Annotated in this window: 14 protein-coding genes; 4 read left to right on the forward strand and 10 right to left on the reverse strand. The window is 60.3% G+C overall.

Going from position 1 to position 19447, the window contains the following annotated elements:
- Positions 1-318: 318 nt before the first annotated feature.
- Both ACOZ4O_RS00340 and ACOZ4O_RS00345 read left to right on the forward strand, forming a co-directional pair.
- The gene (locus ACOZ4O_RS00340; RefSeq protein ID WP_424523382.1) at positions 319-1305 is read left to right on the forward strand and encodes a Fic family protein; all 987 of its coding nucleotides are present in this window, start codon (positions 319-321) and stop codon (positions 1303-1305) included.
- A 331-nt stretch (positions 1306-1636) separates the two neighbouring features.
- Positions 1637-5497 carry a PGF-CTERM sorting domain-containing protein gene (locus tag ACOZ4O_RS00345; protein ID WP_424523383.1) on the forward strand — a complete coding sequence of 1287 codons (3861 nt, stop codon included), beginning with the start codon at positions 1637-1639 and terminating at the stop codon, positions 5495-5497.
- A 190-nt stretch (positions 5498-5687) separates the two neighbouring features.
- Here the strand turns inward: ACOZ4O_RS00345 and ACOZ4O_RS00350 are convergent, their stop codons facing one another.
- A complete protein-coding gene (locus ACOZ4O_RS00350) occupies positions 5688-7295 on the reverse strand; it encodes a SufS family cysteine desulfurase (protein WP_424523384.1) in 1608 nt (535 codons plus the stop codon).
- A gap of 811 nt (positions 7296-8106) precedes the next feature.
- Here ACOZ4O_RS00350 and ACOZ4O_RS00355 point away from each other — a divergent pair.
- A complete protein-coding gene (locus ACOZ4O_RS00355; protein ID WP_424523385.1) occupies positions 8107-8598 on the forward strand; it encodes a hypothetical protein in 492 nt (163 codons plus the stop codon).
- A 76-nt stretch (positions 8599-8674) separates the two neighbouring features.
- On the opposite strand, the gene ACOZ4O_RS00360 is transcribed toward ACOZ4O_RS00355, so the two are convergent.
- A complete protein-coding gene (locus tag ACOZ4O_RS00360) occupies positions 8675-9547 on the reverse strand; it encodes a GIDE domain-containing protein (RefSeq protein ID WP_424523386.1) in 873 nt (290 codons plus the stop codon).
- A gap of 139 nt (positions 9548-9686) precedes the next feature.
- On the opposite strand from ACOZ4O_RS00360, the gene ACOZ4O_RS00365 reads away from it, so the two are divergent.
- Positions 9687-10049 carry a hypothetical protein gene (locus ACOZ4O_RS00365; RefSeq protein WP_424523387.1) on the forward strand — a complete coding sequence of 121 codons (363 nt, stop codon included), beginning with the start codon at positions 9687-9689 and terminating at the stop codon, positions 10047-10049.
- Positions 10050-10072: 23 nt separating this feature from the next.
- On the opposite strand, the gene ACOZ4O_RS00370 is transcribed toward ACOZ4O_RS00365, so the two are convergent.
- From ACOZ4O_RS00370 to ACOZ4O_RS00405, 8 genes are all read right to left on the reverse strand, one after another.
- The gene (locus tag ACOZ4O_RS00370; protein ID WP_424523388.1) at positions 10073-11071 is read right to left on the reverse strand and encodes a cytochrome d ubiquinol oxidase subunit II; all 999 of its coding nucleotides are present in this window, start codon (positions 11069-11071) and stop codon (positions 10073-10075) included.
- Positions 11064-12503 carry a cytochrome ubiquinol oxidase subunit I gene (locus tag ACOZ4O_RS00375; RefSeq protein ID WP_424523389.1) on the reverse strand — a complete coding sequence of 480 codons (1440 nt, stop codon included), beginning with the start codon at positions 12501-12503 and terminating at the stop codon, positions 11064-11066. Before ACOZ4O_RS00375 ends, ACOZ4O_RS00370 begins: the two co-directional genes overlap by 8 nt.
- 157 nt (positions 12504-12660) lie before the next feature.
- On the reverse strand, positions 12661-12984 hold the full coding sequence (gene sugE / locus ACOZ4O_RS00380) for a quaternary ammonium compound efflux SMR transporter SugE (protein ID WP_424523390.1): 324 nt from the start codon (positions 12982-12984) through the stop codon (positions 12661-12663).
- 141 nt (positions 12985-13125) lie between these two features.
- Positions 13126-14412, reverse strand: coding sequence for a glutamate dehydrogenase GdhB (gene gdhB / locus ACOZ4O_RS00385; RefSeq protein WP_424523391.1), 1287 nt, complete (start codon positions 14410-14412; stop codon positions 13126-13128).
- Between the two features lie 2 nt (positions 14413-14414).
- Positions 14415-14558 carry a rubrerythrin-like domain-containing protein gene (locus ACOZ4O_RS00390; protein WP_424523392.1) on the reverse strand — a complete coding sequence of 48 codons (144 nt, stop codon included), beginning with the start codon at positions 14556-14558 and terminating at the stop codon, positions 14415-14417.
- A gap of 106 nt (positions 14559-14664) precedes the next feature.
- A complete protein-coding gene (locus ACOZ4O_RS00395; protein WP_424523393.1) occupies positions 14665-17535 on the reverse strand; it encodes a bacterio-opsin activator domain-containing protein in 2871 nt (956 codons plus the stop codon).
- 831 nt (positions 17536-18366) lie between these two features.
- Complete coding sequence (locus tag ACOZ4O_RS00400; RefSeq protein ID WP_424523394.1) at positions 18367-18762, reverse strand: DUF302 domain-containing protein; 396 nt, start codon at positions 18760-18762, stop codon at positions 18367-18369.
- A 104-nt stretch (positions 18763-18866) separates the two neighbouring features.
- Complete coding sequence (locus ACOZ4O_RS00405; RefSeq protein WP_424523395.1) at positions 18867-19445, reverse strand: DsrE/DsrF/DrsH-like family protein; 579 nt, start codon at positions 19443-19445, stop codon at positions 18867-18869.
- Positions 19446-19447: the final 2 nt, after the last annotated feature.

Consider the following 19447-nt stretch of genomic DNA (forward strand, 5'->3'; position numbering starts at 1 on the left):
GTTCTCTTGGGTATCACCGTCATCGGCGCGCTCTACGAAACTCTCCAAATGGTATCAAATTGAGGGCTTCGCATGATGAGCACTCAAACGCCTCGGAGAAGCATAGTACAAACAGATTCACTCAATATCGGCTGAATCGAACTCGTTGCACTCTGACAGTGTTGACAGTGCGGGAGGGTGAACAGTGCGTCCGATCAGATTTCAGGGACTGCTACAAAACTATCGTCTCCCCAAATCGCTAGGCAGCGAGCGCGCTCAACAAGACAACTGAGCAAGTATCGAAATACCAATCGCGGTCAGAGAGCGTTGTCTACGCCAGTGCCAGTCCTCTACATCTCGTTACTCCGCAAGGAGGCCATAGAATCTGCGGAGATGGAGGGGGCCGATGTCGACTACGATGCGCTGTACAGTCTCGAAACACGCACGTTCGACGAAGGCCGGAACGAACCGCGTGCGACCACTGCAGCGGACGACACCAAGGATACTCGTGAGGTCCTCAATTACGAAACTGCAGTCCAGGACGGTATCACTGCTCTCGACGTAGGTGGTGAGTTGAACGTCGAGTTGCTTCATGACCTCCACGAGACGCTTCTCACTGACGTTTCAGACGACCGCGTCGACACACATACGGTTGGTGCGTACAAGACAAAACCGAACTACCTGGGTGACTTCCTCCCGCCCGCACCCGACACCGCTGAGGACCTGATGGACGGCCTGTTCACCTACTATCGGACTGGCGGTCGTTACCATCCACTCGTGGACATCGCGTTGTTCCACTACCAGTTCGAGACTATCCACCCGTATGGGGACGGCAACGGTCGGCTCGGCCGTCTTCTCATTACACTCCAGTTGTACGATGCCGACTTCCTCGAGCGTCCCAACCTCTACCTCAGCGAGTACTTCAATCGGAACAAGACGACGTACGTCGAGCGCATGAAAGGCATCCGATATCACGGTGAGTGGGCGGCGTGGCTCTCCTTTTTCATTGAAGGAGTTGCGCAGCAAGCCCGGGAATCGGTGGAGAGGACGCTTGCGCTAGCCGACCTTCGCCGCGAATACGAGGGCGAATACGGAGGGAAATCATACACGACGAACCAGCTCGCAGTAACCCTATTCGAGCAGCCCTACGTCACGAGCAAGACCGTTCAGCGACTCTTCGATGTACAGCAACCAACTGCCTCACGGGCGATCAACCGGCTGGTCGACGAAGGCGTCCTTGAGGAGGTACCCCGACACGGTCGGAACAAAGAGTATCGTGCTCGCGAGATTTTCGAGATTCTCGAACAACCACCACAGACCTACTAACGGAACTAATAGCTGGACGATGTGATAGAGGGTACTAGTCGAGTTCGGTACGACTTCTCTCGGCGGCGATGTTTCGAGGGAGCACCGGTTGTAAAATCGTGCGTTTCCAGAAGCTATCGGAGCCGTCCGAATCGCTGTATACGTTGCCGTTTGTGAGATGCATTGTGTCCACGTACTCGGTGGACCAACCTGGAATAGTGTCGTCTAAACAAACGGTTTAATGTGGGATGGTAGTGGGGTTAGGTGGATTGTGTCTGGTGGTTTTGGGATGCGGTTGGTTTTTCGTGAGAGCACGACGATTAAAGGTTGTGGCCAAAACGATTCGGCCGGAATGACCTCTCAGGGTAATAAGCACTCGCTAAGGGCGATATTACTTACAGGACTACTCATCATATCCGTATTCGCCGGAATTCCACTTACAACTACGTCTGCCGTAGCCGCATCCGGAACAATAACAGCTGCCGACTACACACTCGTTAACGACTCCGGATACACCTACGAACCGCTCACCGCATCAGTCACAGTCAACAACACCAACGACACACAGGAATCCAAAACCATCACCATCCAGCACTATACTGATGGCAGATGGACGACCGTTGGCGAAGAGACAGTCATCGTCGACGCGAACACGACCAAAACAGCCAACGTCTCGTATACGATCAAACGGGCTCCCGTCGATGGGATGGCAACGCTCCGTGTGAAGACGCCTGAGACGACTCTTACTAACTCGACGCTTCCCATCACGCGCACACCAACACATATCCAATCGGTTAAACCAGACACGACGTCGCTCGAAACTGGGAATTCGACGACGGTCACTGCGACTGTCAGAAACTACAATGAATCCGCGGCTGTTGATCGAGAGCTCTCCCTCGACTGGGGAAATCAGTCCACGACCTCTCAAATAACGAAGACGGTTCGAGTCCCAGCAGGTGCCTCCGTGGATGTCGAATTTACGCCGACGTTCACAATTCCAGGCGTACACGCTCCTGAGGTTCGATCGACTTTCTCAGACCCAATCCGAGTAAATGACCCCGCTAGCTCGGTCGAACTGTCGAATCAAACCGTTCTCACGCAGACCCTCTACACGGGCGAAACCATCCGAGCGAACGCGACGGTCAACAACACCGACACGGAGAAAACGACCTATTCGGTCGTTCTGGTGGCCAATACGTCCGCGAGGGCCACGCAGTACGCCACGACAACGGTGTCGCTCAATGCGTCTGAGTCGAAGAACGTCACCCTCAGCACATGGGTGAGTACGGCCGGTGACTACACGGTTAGTATCAACCGCCAGGATATCGGTACCGCGACCGTCAAGCGACCATACAACGCAACGAACCTCACGGTCGACGAGTCGTCAGTCGTCGGCCAGAAGACGGCGGTGTCGGTGAACGTTACGAACCGGAAATCCACGCAGATTAGCCGGGATATCACCCTGGAACAGTACAAGAGCGGGTACTGGACCGATCTCAATCAGACGTCGATTAGTCTGAACGGTTCGGAAACGAAGACGCTCACGTTCACACCTGCGTTCCAGCAGGCTGGCGAGAAAACGCTGCGGGTTGGGAACTCGCAGAATCTCTCGGTCACGGTCAAATCGACGGTGAACGTTTCCAATGTGTCGGTGTCTACGACAGACGCGTTCACGCGTGAACCAGTGTATGTGAACGCGACGGTCACCAACCGTCTGGATTCAGAGACGAAGACTACACTCGGTCTGCAGCAACAATACGAGTCGAGCTGGTATACGGACCCGTCGACGGAGAAGACGGTCTCGCTGAACGCAAGTGAGACGAAGAACGTCTCCTTCCGGGTGGTGTTTACCTCGGATGGTGAACAAACCCGGCGTCTCGGGAACACCGATCCGTTCACCGTGTCGGTTACCGACACGCCCGTTCATGTGGCAAGTACGGCGGTCTCCGAACGAAGCATCGATCCTGGAAACAATACGTCCGTCACAGCGACGGTGCGGAATCACGGTAGTGAGGGTGCGGAGTACCAGACGGTGCTCAAGATTGATGGCGGAACTGACTACGGAGAAAACGGACGGGAGCTTTCGAAAACGGTCCACGTCCTGGCCGGCGATACGAAGCAGGTCACGTTCACCCCGACGTTCACGGTCGCAGGCACCCACGAGCTGAAAATCGGATATGAGGAAGCGGGGACAGTTTCAGTGTCCTCCACGAACGTCTCCGTCGTCTCGGGTGCAGCAACCTCGGACACCACCTACAAACGTGATAGTCTGCCAGTAGAGGTAACGCTCAACAATACGGCGGATACGAAGAAGCAGTTCGCCGTAACCGTCGAGGGCGATAAGAACACTTCCGAATACTATACGGTGACGAACACGACGGTTGTGAGTGTTCCCGCGAATTCGGAGACCACAACCCAGCTATTGGTTCGGCCGTATTCGATCGGGAATTACACGGTACGGGCGAACGACAAGGTTGTTGATGCGTTCCAGGTGAAACCCGGAGTTCTCGTCAAAAACCTCTCGTTCTCACAGAAAGTGGTGCCAGTCGGCCAACCAATCTATCTGAACAAAACACTCCGGAACCCGACCGGCAAAGACCGAACACACTTCACGCAGGTCGCGGGCAACTCCCATCGCACGAACGTCCCGAAGAGTGCGACAAAGGACGTTTCAACGAAAGTAGAATTCTCAACGCCCGGGGCGAAACGGGTGTGGGCGGATGGAACCACCTACACGGTTTACGCGGTCGCCGATACGTCGGGGACAGCGAATCTCTCGTTCAAGCGAGTGTACACTCCGGATCGAATCGTGAACGGGTCCCTGACCGGCTTCTACGCTGAAGTCGAAAACACCGGGAACGCCACCGGCGTCAAGACGGTAACACTCACACTCAACGGCACAGCGGTGGCGAACGAGACCGTGTACGTGCCCGCCGGTCAAACGCAAAGCGTCTACTTGGAGCATACGTTCACGAAAACGGGCGACTTTGACGGCTCGCTCAGTATCGCCGATGGAGCGACGCGGAACTTCACCGGGTCGGTGCGGTCAGAAGTCGTCGTTGACGATTCGGTGAGCGTCTCACACGTCGCTGGTACTGAACCTAATCAGTCGCCAGTCGTTGAGGCCGAATATCGATCCGGCTCGGTGTACGTCGAGTTGACGCAGAACGGGAACTACGTCCGCGACCTCTCCGCACTTGGAGCGGACAATACGACCGCGTTCAACGTCAGCTTCCTCGTGACCGACTACACGCCCCGAATCGTCGTGGGGAGTGGACACGACCTGAACTTGTCCGTCACCAACACCAGTGACCCCGATACGAAACGCGTGTCCGTCCGCATCAAGCCGGGCGAACTCGATTACAAGTATAACTTCGCGGGCGAACGTCCCGCAAGCCCCTCCGAATGGGCGAGTGCCGTTGAGAACAACACCGCCGATTACGGCTGGGATACGGCCGTTCAATTCCGTGTTGGCAATGCAGATACGGCAGCTCCATCCGCGGATGCGTCTGCGGCCGCGGGGATGACGGTGTCGACCGACGCTCAGATGTTCAGCATGCCGCGGTACGTCACCCCGGAGAATTCCGCTCCGTATCTTGAAGTTTCGCTCGCAGCGCCGCACAAGACCGTCGAGGGAGAGGTCAACCAGGGGTACTACGAGGCGTTCCTTCCGAACAGACTCCTCAACAGCTGGAACGTCAGCGATCCATCCGAAGAACTGACGGCATCCTTCCAGCGACAAGACCTCGACATGACCGTCACCGAAACCGCAGACGGTGCCTTCGTCGATATCTCTCTGCACTACTCCAGCGGCCCCCTCCAAATCCAGAAAAACACAACCGCCACCCAACCAGACGACACAGACTCCACTGACAACACGAACGACAAGACAAACAGCGACACGACCAACTCCGTCGATTCACCGCCGGCACAGGAAACCACCACAACCCAACAATCCACAACAACCACGACGACCACAACGATAACGACTACAACAACTACACCGACCACCACGACTACGACGTCGACGGTAACAACGGAAGATACGACGACATCAACGGCAGAATCGACAACTACGGACACGACGACCAGTGGAACGACGAGTGCGACGCCGACTGACTCCGGGTCTTCGGGAAGTACACCTGGCTTCGGCCTCGTGCTTACTGTCGTGGCGGCGCTCTGTGCGGGGCTGCTCGCACGACGCACCCACTAACACCGCGTCGACTTCGCTCTTATTCCGGATTTATCGCCGTTCTACTGAGTTGATTTATTCCTGGCTGTCACAGCTGTTAGGTTGGTGTACTATGTGGCGGTGGAGTAGAATGAAACGAATCTATGGACAATGAGGAGCAACAGGAGGGCGCCGTTGTCTCCTCGCCGGATCAACGCTGTCGGCGGGCTCTTTAGGTGTCTATCAGGTGTTCGCGGGCGCCGGCTTGGAGGACTTCTTCGGGGCCGACGACACAGTCGCGGCGCATGTCGGGAAAGTCGCCGTCGAGGAGGCCCTCAACGGTACCGTCGAGGTCGGTGAGAGTGTCGATGTTTGCGCCGGTGAGGTGGTCGGCGAGGAGGCTGGCGACGGCTTGACTGACGGCACAGGAGTCGCTCTGGAATCCCATCGCTTCGATGCGGCCGGTGTCGTCGACGCGGACGTGGAATTCGCCTTCGTCGCCACAGCTTGTCTCCGCGGAGTGTTTTCGGAAGGTTGCGTTCGTGAGTCCGTCCGGGTTTGTGGGATTGTGGTAGTAGTCCGCGATGAGGTCGTGGTAGTGGTTACTGAGTAGAGTATCGCGTTGCTGTTGGGCGTCGTCGAGTGCGGTGAGGAGGCGGTCGATTTCGTCCCGGGTGTTGTAGACGTAGAACGATGCGCGGACGGAGCCGGGAATGTCGAGGATGTCGTGGAGTGGCTGGGTGCAGTGGTCGCCGGCGCGGACGGCGATGCCGTGGTTGTCGAGGAGTTCGGAGAGGTCGTGACCGTGGACGCCGTCGACGTTGAACGAGACTAATCCGCTTCGCTCGACGTCTCCCGGTGGGCCGTAGTATTCGACGTCGTCGCGGGCGTCGAGTTTGTCGATGAAATATCGGGCGAGGGCTGCTTCGTGGTCGCGGACGGCGTCCATACCGATGTCGTTGAGGTAGTCGGCGGCGGCGGCGAGTGCGATGCCTTCTGCGATTGGTGGGGTGCCGGCTTCGAATTTCCAGGGAAGATCGTTCCACGAGGAGTCGTCGAAGGTGACGTGACTGATCATTTCGCCGCCGAAGAGGAACGGCTCCATCTCTTCGAGGAGGCCGCGTTTGCCGTAGAGGCAGCCGATGCCTGTCGGGCCTGCCATTTTGTGGCCGCTGAACGCGAGGAAGTCCGCGTCCAACGATTGGACGTCGACAGGGCGGGTGGGGACGGATTGAGCGCCGTCAACGAGGATGACGCCGCCGTGGTCGTGAGTGAGGTCGGCGAGTTCGCGAACGGGATTGATCGTTCCGAGGACGTTCGAGACGTGAGCGACCGAGACGAGTTCGACGTCGTCGTCGATGAGCTCGCGTGCGTGGTCCATGTCGAGGGTGCCGTCCGCGGTCACGCGGATGTAGCGGAGGTCGGCCCCAGTTTTCTCCGCGATTTGCTGCCAGGTGACCAAGGAGGCGTGGTGTTCCATTTCCGTGGTGACGATGGCGTCACCGGCGTCGAGGCGGTTGACGCCCCAGCCGTAGGCGACGAGATTCATCGCTTCCGTGGTGTTCTTCGTGAACACCATCTCTTCACGGCTGTCGGCACCGATGAACGCGGCGAGTCGGTCGTGCGCCGCTTCGTAGGCTTGAGAGGCTTCGTGGCTGAGTGTGTGGATACCGCGATGAACGTTCGCGTTGTACTGGCTGTAGTAGTCGTCGTAGGTGTCGTAGACCTGGGTTGGGGTATGAGTGGTGGCGGCGTTGTCGAGGTAGACGAGCGGCGTGTCGTTGACGGTTCGGTCGAGAACCGGGAAGTCGCGGCGGATCGTGTCAGTATCCAAGCCCATATACGGCAGTCTTTACCACTCACCGTGAAAAGTATGGTGTCAACTCGCGCGGCTGTTACTGCGTTTGCGGCCTGTGTCTCTTAGAAATCGGTGTAGATAGTCTGTCGTCGCCGACTGGTGTACCGCTAACTATGTACACATTGGTTCACTAGCCACTCGGTAAGTCACGATCATCCTCGATGAGACGTTCGAGAACCTCGTTATAACTCTCACCCTCACGCCGTTGCTCATCGAGCGCGCTTGGCATCTTCGCTCACCCGGATTTGTTTATCTGCGGTCGCCATCTTTGCGTTGACATAGTCGTTGATGTTAGGTAGGCGTTTTGTCGTTCCGCACAGCACCGAAAAAGACCTCGTGAATCAGACGGCCAGTGAGAATGCTACTGCCGGAAACGTTTCAGCTGTACCGGTCGGGTTGAAGCGGGTTACCCATGGACTTCACAGATCGGATAGTTGTAGATATTTGGGGGGTCGCTTGCTGGGATACTGGAGTTTGTTAAATCGTTATTTGACTGTTCGTCGGTTACATGCGGCTCTCGGTCATCGGGGTTGGTATGGAGCGACGTGCCCTCCTCGCTCTCGGCGGTAGCGCTCTTGCAACCAGCCTTGCGGGTTGTAGTTCGCTGGGTAGCACAGATAGTACGACACCGGATGACTCGACGACACAACCTGATCAGACGACGACACAACAATCGTCGGCGTCTCTTCGGAACGGGAGTTTCGAATCGGATTGGCAGGAGTGGACGGTTGGTCGGAATCTTCCCGAAGATCCGAATGCATCGGGAACACAGCGGGTTGCTTCCGAGGTCGGTGTGAGTTCGCGGTACGCGAGTGACGGTGAAACGAGTCTCCGGGCGTTCATCGACGGGCGGCAAGACGACGGCACCGTTTGGGTACAACAACCAGTAGACCTGTCCCAGTACGACTACCTCGCGGTCGATTACCAGGTGTCGCGGTCGTTCAACGAAATCCTGCAAGCAGCCGTCTATACCGGCCCTGACACCGACTCTCTCGAAGAACGGGACTTCGACCGGTCCAATTCGCTTTCGGGCCACGACGCGGCTGGCTGGAAAACCTTCGTCTACGACGTCCCCCACGATTCGGAGGGGATTGTTGCAGTGGGATTCAACATCGTCTGGGAAACCGGCGCGGTCGGCTTCCTGGATAACGTCCGGCTCACCGACTCCGAGCCGACCACAGTACGCCCGACAACCACAGAAACCACGGAGACTACCGAAACCTCGGGAACCTCGGAAACTACGGAAACCACGGCCGGAAATGTCACTGGAATCACGCGTCAATGACGGCGCGCTTGTGACCAGTCTGCGGCGTCACCGGTAGGAACACGCGGCCAAAACTAATCCAGTCGTCTGTTTTCTTCTAGACGGCGACGGCCGCGCCCATCAGAACAGCGAACGTGAGCAGGACGACCGGAAGTGCGTACAGCTGGTATCGGTAACGTCGGCGGTGTTTCGCGCGGAGTTCCGACGGAGAGAGTCGCGTGATGAGTGGGTCGATTGCGTCGGAACGTGTTACATCAAGTCTCTGACCGTCTGCGGTGACGGTGCCGACGGCCGTCACCGATTCGCCCGCCGTCAGGGTTGCCTCCTCGAAGCGCACCGTTCCGTCCGGCGTCCGAACCGTGTTCAGCAGGCGGCCGAGAACGCCCGGCGGCTCACTCTCCTCCCGTTGGACGCCGACGCGTGCTCCGAGGGTTCGGTAGCGCTCGCACCACTCTCCAGCCGGCTGCACCGTCTCCTCGAAGCCCTCGTTGTCGAGTGCCAGGGAAATCGACCGAAGGACGGAGTCGCGTTTCGACCCGGTGAGTTTCCCGAGTTTCTCCCGTGCGGACAGCTCCTTCTCGACGGTTACGCCGTCGAGCGTGATGCTGTCGTGCTCGTCAGTGAGCATGGGGTCGTTGACGTCGATGCCGAGGCCTTCCTCGGACCAGAACGCGCGCGTCCTGAACGCGCCGGTGCGACGGTACGTCGACATCCGCCAGAGCGCTACCAGACACTCCTCCCCGTGAACTGGCGCGGTCACCGAACGGTCTGTGTCCGCCAGCCAGCCGGTAATCATCACGGTCTCGCCGGGGGTCGCGTCTGCCGGTTGCTGTGCCGGGAGCGCTGCGTACGCTTGATATGTCGCGCGGTTCTGCCAACCACGGTACACAAACGGTGACGCGAGCAGCATGAGCACGCCGAACACTAGTGCCGTGCTCCCGACCGCGTTGGCGACATTCGACCCCAACATACTCCCTACGCACTAGCGACCTGCGTAAAGTCGCTCCGCTATCGATACCACCTATGGGCGGGTTTTCGGGAGTGGAGGGCAGTCGAACGGCCAGGCAGGGAATCGAAAGGCGGAGGGCGTTGGACGCTGATTTTGTGGTATGGATTTGTCGTCACTGCCGTCGCGGCCGTTGACGGGACGGGAAGTCGCGGCACTCGGCGAGTCGGCCGCGTTTATCGCAGTTCGGCCTGTTGAGCGGTTTGAGTTCGAGGCCGTCGAAGAGACGCTCGTCGTTGCGGTCGTTCTCATCACGAGCCAGGGTGTTCGCGGCGTCGCGTTCGACCCCGATGCTGGGTGGCGTGTCGTTCATCGTGACGACCGCGACGGCATCGAACGCCTCGAGGACGTGCCTGAATCCGCGATTGATGCTGCACAACGCGCGCTCCGCGCTGAAATCACTGAACTTGAGGGCGAACGTGGGTTCGGAAGTCGACTCGTCGATGCCTACCGGATGCACTCGTAGTCGGCGCGGAGATAGGTCGAGAGTTAGGCACCGTAGCCGTCGCCCTCGACTGGGCCGCTGAAGACGCCGTAGAGGAATTTGAAGTACCAGAGGACCAGCAGGAGTACGGGGAAGCCGAGGATGGTTGTGAGGTTGAGCGCCAGGGGCGAGACGACGGCCTCCCGAACGGTCACCCCAGTCGGCGGGTACATTGTCGGGTAGAGCAGGACGGCGACGAGCGCGGTCAACAGTGCTGGCAAAGCGAATGCGGTCACCAGCCATGCGGTGTACCGACCGCGGACGGCTAACGCACTCCCGCCGACGCCTGCCAGAACCGAGGCGGCGACGAGTGTGGCGACTGGCCACGAGAGAATTGCCTCGGCGGCCCCGCCGGCGTCGGTCAGGACGACGGTCGCTAACAGCACTACCACGCCACCCAAGTAGGCCGCAGTCGCGCCGATACCGTACCTGCGGAGCGTTGCGGCGAGGTCGGGGTCGGTTTTCGCCGCGAGGAACGCTGCGCCCGTGACGACCGACACGGCGACTAATCCGACGCCGGTCAGCACGGACGGGAGTGAGAGTGTCGGTGCGTCGAACACCCAGCAGCCGGCGAGCATGCCGAAGAGGAGTGGTGCGAGCGCGCTCCCGGCAATGAACGAGTAGTCGCAGTACCGTTTCCAGCGGTCGTCGTCGCGTTGCTCGCGGAGTTCGGGGCCGAGGCCGCGGAACAGCAGCGCGAGGACGAATCCGATGGCGAGCAGGTAGTGGTCGGCGAGGAGCCGCGAGTAGACGCGCGGGAACGCCGCGAGGAGCATGGTTCCGAACGCGACGAGCCACACTTCGTTGGCGTCCCAGACCGGGCCGAACGCCGAGAGAAACATCTCCCGGTCGTGTTCGTCGTCGAGGGTTGCGTAGAGGATACCGATGCCGAAGTCGAAGCCGTCGAGCACGAGGTACATCCCGAGCGCGAACAGGACAGCCCCGAACCAGATTTCGGGGAGCGACTCGACGAGGTACGCGTCGACGGGGATCCAGTCAGTCATTCTCGTTCACCTCCGGGAGCGGGCCGCGCCAGCGCTCGTCTGACGCCGCTGCACCGAGGTCTTGGAGTTCCTCCCGAATCAGCCACTTCAGGACGTAGAGTGCGGTCGCGACGAGGCCGATGTAGATGACGACGAACGCGGTGAGTGTCAGCGTGGCGTCGGTGCTGGAGAGGGTCGTGGAGACGGCGTCGCTGGTCTTGAGTTCGCCCTGAATCACCCATGGTTGGCGGCCGATTTCGGCGACGTACCAGCCGGTGAGTAAGGCCGCGTATCCGAACGGTGACGCGACGATCATCGCCTTCAGGTAGCGTTCGCTCTCCGCGAGTCGGTCGCGATAGATGAGATACGCACCCCATAACGCCAGCGCGATGAACAGGAAGCCGAGTCCGACCATGATGCGGAACGACCAGAAGACCAGCGGGACCGGCGGGTTCTCTTCGTACTCGTTCAATCCAGTGATGACGGCGTCGAAATCACCGCCGCTGGCGAGGAACGACCCGAGTCGGGGGAGGCTCACGGTGAAGAGGTTCTCCGCTTTCGGGTTGGTGATGGCGTCAACGGAGGTCGGGAACGCGAGCAGGTGGAGGTCTGCCGGGCCGGTCTCGTAGTGGGCTTCCATCGCGGCGAACTTCTGGGGCTGGGTGTTCTCGACGTGCCGGCCGTACGCGTCACCGTGGAGTGCTTGGAAGGGCGCGGAGATGAGGAGAATCACGACCGCCAGCTTCAGCGCCGTGTTCCACGCGGCCGCGTCGCGCTTCTTCCAGACGATGTATGCGGAGACGCCGGCGACGAGCAGGGCGACCGAGATGACGGAGGCGTTGATCATGTGGACGTACATCCACGGCAGCCGCGGAGTGAAAAACGCCGCAATCGGGTCGGTCAGTTTTGCGATTTCGAGACCGCCGCGAGTAACCATCTCGTAGCCTTGTGGCGTCTGCATCCAGGCGTTGACGACGAGAATCCAGAACCCGGACAGCCACGCGCCGACGCCCACCAGGACGGAGGAGAGGATGTACGTGCGGTCGCCGACGCGGTCGCGTCCGTAGAGCAACACGCCGAGGAAGACGGCTTCGAGGAAGAACGCCATCTTCGCCTCGAACGCGAGCGGGCCGCCGATGAGTTCACCCGCAACCTCGGCGAACCGCGGGAAGTTCGTGCCGAACTGGAAGCTCATCGGGATTCCGGTGACTGTCCCCATGACGAACCCCGCCGCGAACACCTTCACCCAGAACGACCGCAGTCGTGTGTACCGCTCGTCGTCCGTCCGGACGTCCTTCCACGTGAAGTAGACGATGAAGGGTGCGAGGCCGACGGAGAGCGCGGCGAAGAGGATGTGGACGGAGATCGTCCACCCGAACTGCGCGCGACTCGCAAGTTCCGGCGACAGGAACGCTATCCATCCCGGGTCGACCGCGCTTACGGACGCGAACATACGCGACAGTTCGCGACCTGCTTCAATAATTAGACACACGATTCCCGCGTTCGGATACCGTACTAGGTCGTTTAAGAACGAACGTACGCTAGTTCTTGTACGCGCGGCCTTCTGGGACTCGTGAAAGTAGGTGCTCTCAGAGTGTGGTGGCGTGGAGTCAGTGACCGCTTGCGGTGAGATGGAGGCCGACGATGCCGACGACGACGAGGCCGATGCAGGCGGTGCGGAGGAGCGTGGCGGGTTCGTCGAAGAGGATCATGCCGAGGATGGCGGTGCCGACGGCGCCGATACCGGTCCAGACGGCGTACGCCGTTCCGACGGGGAGCTCTTTGACGGCGTGTGCGAGGAGAAGCATACTGATGACGAGGGCGATGACGGTAGCGAGCGTCGGCCAGGGTTTCGTAAGACCGTCCGAGTACTCGAGCCCGATTGCCCACGCGATTTCGAAGAGTCCGGCGAAGAACAGGATGTACCACGACATACCGGTGACTGTTCGGCCACGACCCGACTAATGGTTCGGGTTTCCGACGGCGACACATTAGTTCGGCACTCGGTGGGGTCTCCGTAACTGGGAGGGGGCGACGCACTCCGAGCGATTTCGGAGGTTAGCGTGGCGTGGCTGTCACGGCCAGAGGCCGCGGGTTTCGTGTGCGTCGGCGACGCGGGAGAGTGCGACGATGTACGCGGCGGTCCGCCAGGACACGTCGTGTGCGGCAACTTCGTCACGGACGTCCGCCCACGCGGCGAGCATCTCCGTTTCGAGTTCCTCGTTAACGCGTTCGAGCGACCACGACCGTCGGTTGATGTCCTGCAGCCACTCGAAGTAGCTGACGGTGACGCCGCCGGCGTTCGCGAGGATATCCGGAATGACGGGGATGCTGCGGTCCGTGAGAATCGTGTCCGCGGCGCTCGTCGTTGGGCCGTTTGCGCCTTCGACGATGAGATCGGCGCTGACGGCGTCGGCGTTCGACTGCGTGAGGACGTTCCCGATTGCTGCGGGAATCAGCACGTCGACGTCCAGCGTGAGAAGTTCGTCGTTCGACACGGTTCGTGGTGCGTCGTGTCCTCTGACGCCTTCTGGTTCCTCGTGGTGGGAGGGAATCGCGTGTGTGTCGAGGCCGTTGGTATCGTAGATGCCGCCGTTCACGTCGCTTACCGCGACGACGTTCGCACCCCAGTCGTCGAGTAATCGGGCCGCGTTCGCGCCGACGCTTCCGTAACCCTGAATCGCGACTGAAGTCTCGTGGATGTCGAGGTCGTAGTAGTCGATTGCTTCGCGGGTGATGATGGCGACGCTACGGCCGGGCGCTTCGTTCCGTCCTTCGCTCCCGCCGACGATAGGGGGTTTTCCCGTGACGACGCCGGGCGTGGTTTCGCCTTCCTGCATCGAGTAGGCGTCCATCAGCCACGACATCGTCTGCGGGTCGGTGCCCATGTCGGGAGCGGGGATGTCCCGGTTCGGCCCGATGATGTCCCGGAGTTCTTCGGCGAACCGGCGCGTGAGGCGTTCTTTCTCGGCGTCGCTCAGGGCTTTCGGGTTGACGGCGATACCGCCTTTCGCGCCGCCGAACGGGAGGTCCATGACGGCGCACTTCCACGTCATCCACATACCGAGGCCGACGCACTCGTCGCGCGTGACCTCGGGGTGATAGCGAAGCCCGCCCTTGAATGGGCCGCGGACGCTGTCGTGTTGGGCGCGGTAGCCCGTGAACACCTCGACTGAGCCGTCGTCGCGTTCAATCGGGACGGTGACTTCGTGGACGTTCTTCGGGTGTTCGAGGCGTTCGACAATATCTGGGTCGATGTCGATGTGTGCTGCAGCTTGGTGGAGTTGGCGGCGAGCGGTTTCGAGTGCGGTTTCGTGTTCGTCCGGTTGCGTGTCCGAGGATGGTGTGGCTGGTGTTGACATGGTTATTCGAGAGGAAGATAGCGGTTTCGTAGCGGGCCGCTGCAGTCAGGGCAGTTCCCGGGATGGGTGTCCGCGACGACGATGTTCCCGCATTCGAAGCACTCGTACGGCGTCTCGGTGGTTTGCGTTGGGTCTGCGTCTCTCATGGATGCGTTCCGAGTCCCGCGAACCGGTGACTCACGCGGAAATAATAGGACTGTTAGGGAATATCCTTGAGTTTACTATCAAACCATCTGCGACATCGGGGGTTTGTTATTGAACGTCCTCGCGTGTGGTCGGGACGTGGGTTTCGCTGAACAGCGCCGCGAACAACTTCCGCTGAACCGCCCGCACGTGCTCGTAGAACGCCGGCGGCGAAATGTCCAGCATTCCCGCCACCTCCTCACCAGTGTTGTCCCGCGGCGATTCGAAGAACCCGCTGTAGTACGCCGTCTGCACGACCTCCCGCTGCCGGTCAGTCAACGCCTCCATGAACCGCGAGTACAGATCGTACTCAGAGCGCTCGTCCACCACTTGCTTCGATCGAAGGGTAACGTCCGCGAACGCCTCCCGGACGAGCCCCGTGACGTGACGCACGTCTACACTTTCCGGCACGTCTATCGTGAGCTGGGTCTCCGTCGGCGTCGCCGTTGCCGCACGGAACACCGCCCCGTGGTCCGCCAACTCGAGCGCGAGAAACGGCTGCGTCAATCGCAAGCGCAACACGCCTCGCTGCCCGTCCCCGCTGACGCGCTGAACTGACCCGACGGCGACCAAGTCCGCCGCAACCGTCTCTACGGTTTCGACCGCTGCATCCTCCACGGTCACGAAGACGTACGTCCCCTCGGCCGTCCGCTGCACGCCGCCCTCGTACGACACCGTACAGTCCGCCGCCGCCGCCAATCGCGACAGTACGAACGAGGAGTCCGCTACGTCGAGCGTCACCCGCGTCACCGCTGTCGTGAGCAAGGCGTTCTTCCGTTCGATTCCGCTCAGCGCGGACGCGATGGTCTCACCGAGTTCCGCGAGGACTTCCCGAGCGGTCTCGTCGAACGCGTGTTGTTGCGCCGCGTACACGGTTAACACACCGTACGTGAGGTCATTGTACTGAAGCGGAATACTCAACACGGACAAGAAATCCCGCGAAAGCGCGTCCGTCCGCCACGCTTCTTCCCGGAGGCGCGCCGCGACGTTACTGATTCGAACCACGTCCCCGGAGGCGGCCGTCCGTGCCGCCGGTTCGACACCGGTCGCGTCGAGCTCGAACGACTGACTGTCCAAGTATCCCTGCTCGGCCCCTGCCCACGCTCGCGGTTCGACCGTCTCCCCCGCGGGGTCCGTCGTCCCGATCCACGCGAAGTTGAACCGGTCGTCGTCCGTGAGGAGTTCACAGACCGTGTGGTCGACCGCTTCGCGCGTCTCCGCTTCGACGAGCGCTTGGTCGATCTCTCGAATCGTCTCGTTCACCTGATTGAGATGCGTGAGTCGCTTGTTCTGCTGTTGGAGTTCCCGGTCCTGGTCGCGGAGCCGTGACTCCCGGGTGACTCGGTCGAGCGCCGCTTCCGCGGTGGCTGCGAGGAGGTCGGCAAGTTCCCCTGTCATGTCGTCGAACGTCCCGACGGTCTGCGTGCCCGCGACGAACACGCCGTGTTCGCCGAGCGGGATGAACGCCACACTCCGCAGGTCCGTCGCCGGCTCGGTGAGCCACTCTGACTCGTGGATGTCGTCGATGAACAGAGGTTTATTCTGGACGAAACTGTAGCTCACCGGGGACTCGCTGTTCGCTGGGACGGTCGTGAGCGGGCCGTTCACTTGATCCATTGCGGCGGATTGAGCCACTGGTTCGAGTTCGTTCGCGTCGGCGTCGAAGAGATACACCCCGCTCGCGTCCACGTCAAGTACGCTCGGGGTGTCGTCGACGACGTGCTGGGCGATTTCGCGGTGCGTGCTCGCGTACAGGAAATCCCGCGTCGTCTCCTGGAGCGTTGTCAACGCGTTCTCGCGCTGCTTGCGCTTCGTGATGTCCCGACAGCTGTAGAGGATGGTGCCGTCCTGAATCGACACCTCGCGGACGTTGACGAGCAGCGTGTGTTCGCGGCCCGCCTTGTCGGTCGCCGTGCACTCGATGTTCTTCAACACGCCGCGTTCCGCGAGTTCGTCCCGGTCGAAGAGGTCGTCCCCGAGAAGTTCTGTGATCGTGTCTTGGGCGTGGATTTCGTCGGCGGTGTAGCCGAAGATGTAGTGGACGTTCGGACAGACGTAGGTGTAGTCGCCGTCCTCGTCCGTCATCAGAACCGTATCGGTCATGTTATTGAGCGTGACCCGATGGAGTTCTTCGGACTGCCGGAGGTCCCGCTCGAGTTCGACGCGGTCGGTGATATCGACGCCCTCGATGACGATGGAGACCAGCCTCCCGCGCTCGTCGTGAACGGGGCGCGCGGCGATATCGAGAACACGCGCGGTGTCGTCTGTCACGTCCCGTGTCACGACGACGTTGCCGAACGCGCCCTGCATGGTGTTCTCGACGATCTGTCGAACGTCGGATTGCGTGCCTGCCCGGGCGGACCACCACGGGAGTTCCCAGAACGGCTGTCCGACGAGTGATTCGACATCCGCATCGATGAGGTCGCGGGCGGTCTCATTTACACGCGCGAGCTCCCCCGTCGGTTCGAGCACCCACGTGGCGGTCCGCGAATCGTGGAAGATCGCGTCGAACTGCCTGGCGCGCTCACGTTGCGTGGTCGTTCGCCGCGCAGCCCTGATGTGCCGCTCAATCCGCTCGTGAAGGTCATCCGGTACTGTCGAGTCGTCGCTCAACGCGACGTAATCCGTGACGCCCGCGGCGATAGCGTCGCTGGCGAGCCGTTCGGACCCGCTCGCCGTACACAGAATGACAGGGAGCGACCCGGTCTCGGAACGGAGAGCTCGGACGAGGTCGAGACCGTCCGTGCCCGCGAGCGCGTGGGCGGAGACGACGCAGTCGTGGTCGTCGCTGAGCGCGTTGATCGCGTTCGCCTTCGTCTCCGCGGTATCGACGCGTGCGTTCGTTTGCGCGTCGAGGGTCGTCGCGAGCGTCTCGACCCACGATGTCGTGCCGACGAGGAGGAGCCGTGCGGAATCGAGGACCGTGGCAGTACTGGCCATTGGTCGGTCGTACTCGCTCGGTCCGGTTCAACGTACCGTTGAGTTACACCTGTCGGCGAAGATACTGGTCGGGCCCGGAGCACCACGCAGCGCGGCGGATAGCCGACTATGGTCCGCTCGTAGCGGACTTGATTGGGCTTACGTGCACACCACATGGGCGGTGCGTTCAAGCGACTGCTACGATAGCAGTGGTTTTCATACGGAGTCTTTATTTAGAGAGGGAGAAACAAACATTCAGACTACTTACAAATTTATTACCAAGATTACCAATCTGGGGTGGTGTCTATATGATATTAAAATACTGAAGACCAGTAATTAGCAAGATGGCAACAATCAATACGAGTAGCATGACCCACGAAGGGACATCTTTCCGAATCCTGAACGCCCAGTCCATATGACCCAATGACCTGTCTGATTACTATAATTCCCTATCAGAGTTTCTAGTTGCGAAACACAAGTGAGTCATCTCCTACACAGCACCATTCATTCAGCTGGCAAATCGGCTGCCTTTGCTGCGTAAGGATTCTGTACGTACCGCTTAGACCGCTTCAGTTTCAGAGACCCGTCCGAATACATAACTCGCGATAGCAACTCCTGACAGAGGGGTTAAAGCCATCGCCGTCATGTGCGGCATCTACACCACTGCACGCCTCGGACTGGCCGCCCGCGTCACCGACGACAGCCGCCGATTCCTTGACCGGCACCCGAGAGCATGCGGGACTTCATCGATGACCACGGGGACAACTTCCAACGTGACGAGTAACTGCTCACGGATGTTGTCAGAACCCACGAACGCAACACATGCGCATAGTCTCAAACTCCCTGATTCGGTTAAGCGTCCGGTAGCGCGTCGAGGACGCGTTCGAACCGCTCCCGTACGTCTGTTGCGACCGCGTCCAGTTCGGGGTTGTCGACGACGGAGAGCATGACTTCGGGGTCGACTGCGCTCACGCCGATGTCGCCATCGTCGGTCTCGTACACGATGACGTTACACGGCAGTAGCGCGCCGACTCGTAATTCGTCTTCGAGCGCTTGCTGCGCGAGCGGCGGGTTGCACGCGCCGAGAATCCGGTACTGTCGGAACTCCACGTCTAGTTTCTCCGTGAGAGTCTGTTGGACGTCGATGTCGGAGAGCACCCCGAAGCCTTCCTCGGACAGTGCCGCTGTCGTCTGTTCGACGACCTCATCGAACTCACCTTCGACGCGCTTGTCCAGAGTATAGGACATACTACCCAATACAGCTGCCTCAGTAATAGATATTGCGTCCGGAAGGACAGGTAGCATCGTTGCGAAGCGGCCGGTCACGTCCGTACTGTCCGCCAGTGTGCGGATCAGACGAGGAGTTGGATGTCGGCGTCGGCCATGTCCTGAATTGCGGTGGCAGCACCGACGCCTGTCGTCACGCCGTCGTAGAAGTCGTCCTCGTCGTAGTCCATCAGGTCGATGGTCATCTGGCAGGCCTGGAATTCGACGCCCATGTCGAGTGAGGTGTCGATGAGTTCCTCGATAGTGGCCGTGTCGTTGTCCTCGATCTTCCGCTCCATCATCGTCGTGGTCACGCGATCCATGCCGGGAAGCGCGGCGACGGCGTTCGGGACCGGCATGTTGGGGTTACCGACCGAGCTCAGTTTGAGGTTTTTCGAGCGTTCCTCGTGCAGGATGTCGAGTCCCCAGAACGTGTGGAAGACGGTGACTTCGTACCCGAACGCGGCGGCGGTGCTGGCGAGAATGAGCGGCGGGTACGCCATGTCGAGCGTACCCTTCGTGGCGATGATGCTCATCTTCTGCTGGTCGTCGTCGGTCGCCGCGGCGAGCTGTTGTTCGAGTTCGTCGATACGCGCGGCAAGCTCTGCACGCGATGGGGCGTCCACTGCGGCCTCGGCCGGCGCATCGGATGTGTCCGTGCTCATCG

It is taken from the genome of Salarchaeum japonicum, from assembly GCF_049705945.1.
GTDB lineage: Archaea > Halobacteriota > Halobacteria > Halobacteriales > Halobacteriaceae > Salarchaeum > Salarchaeum japonicum_A.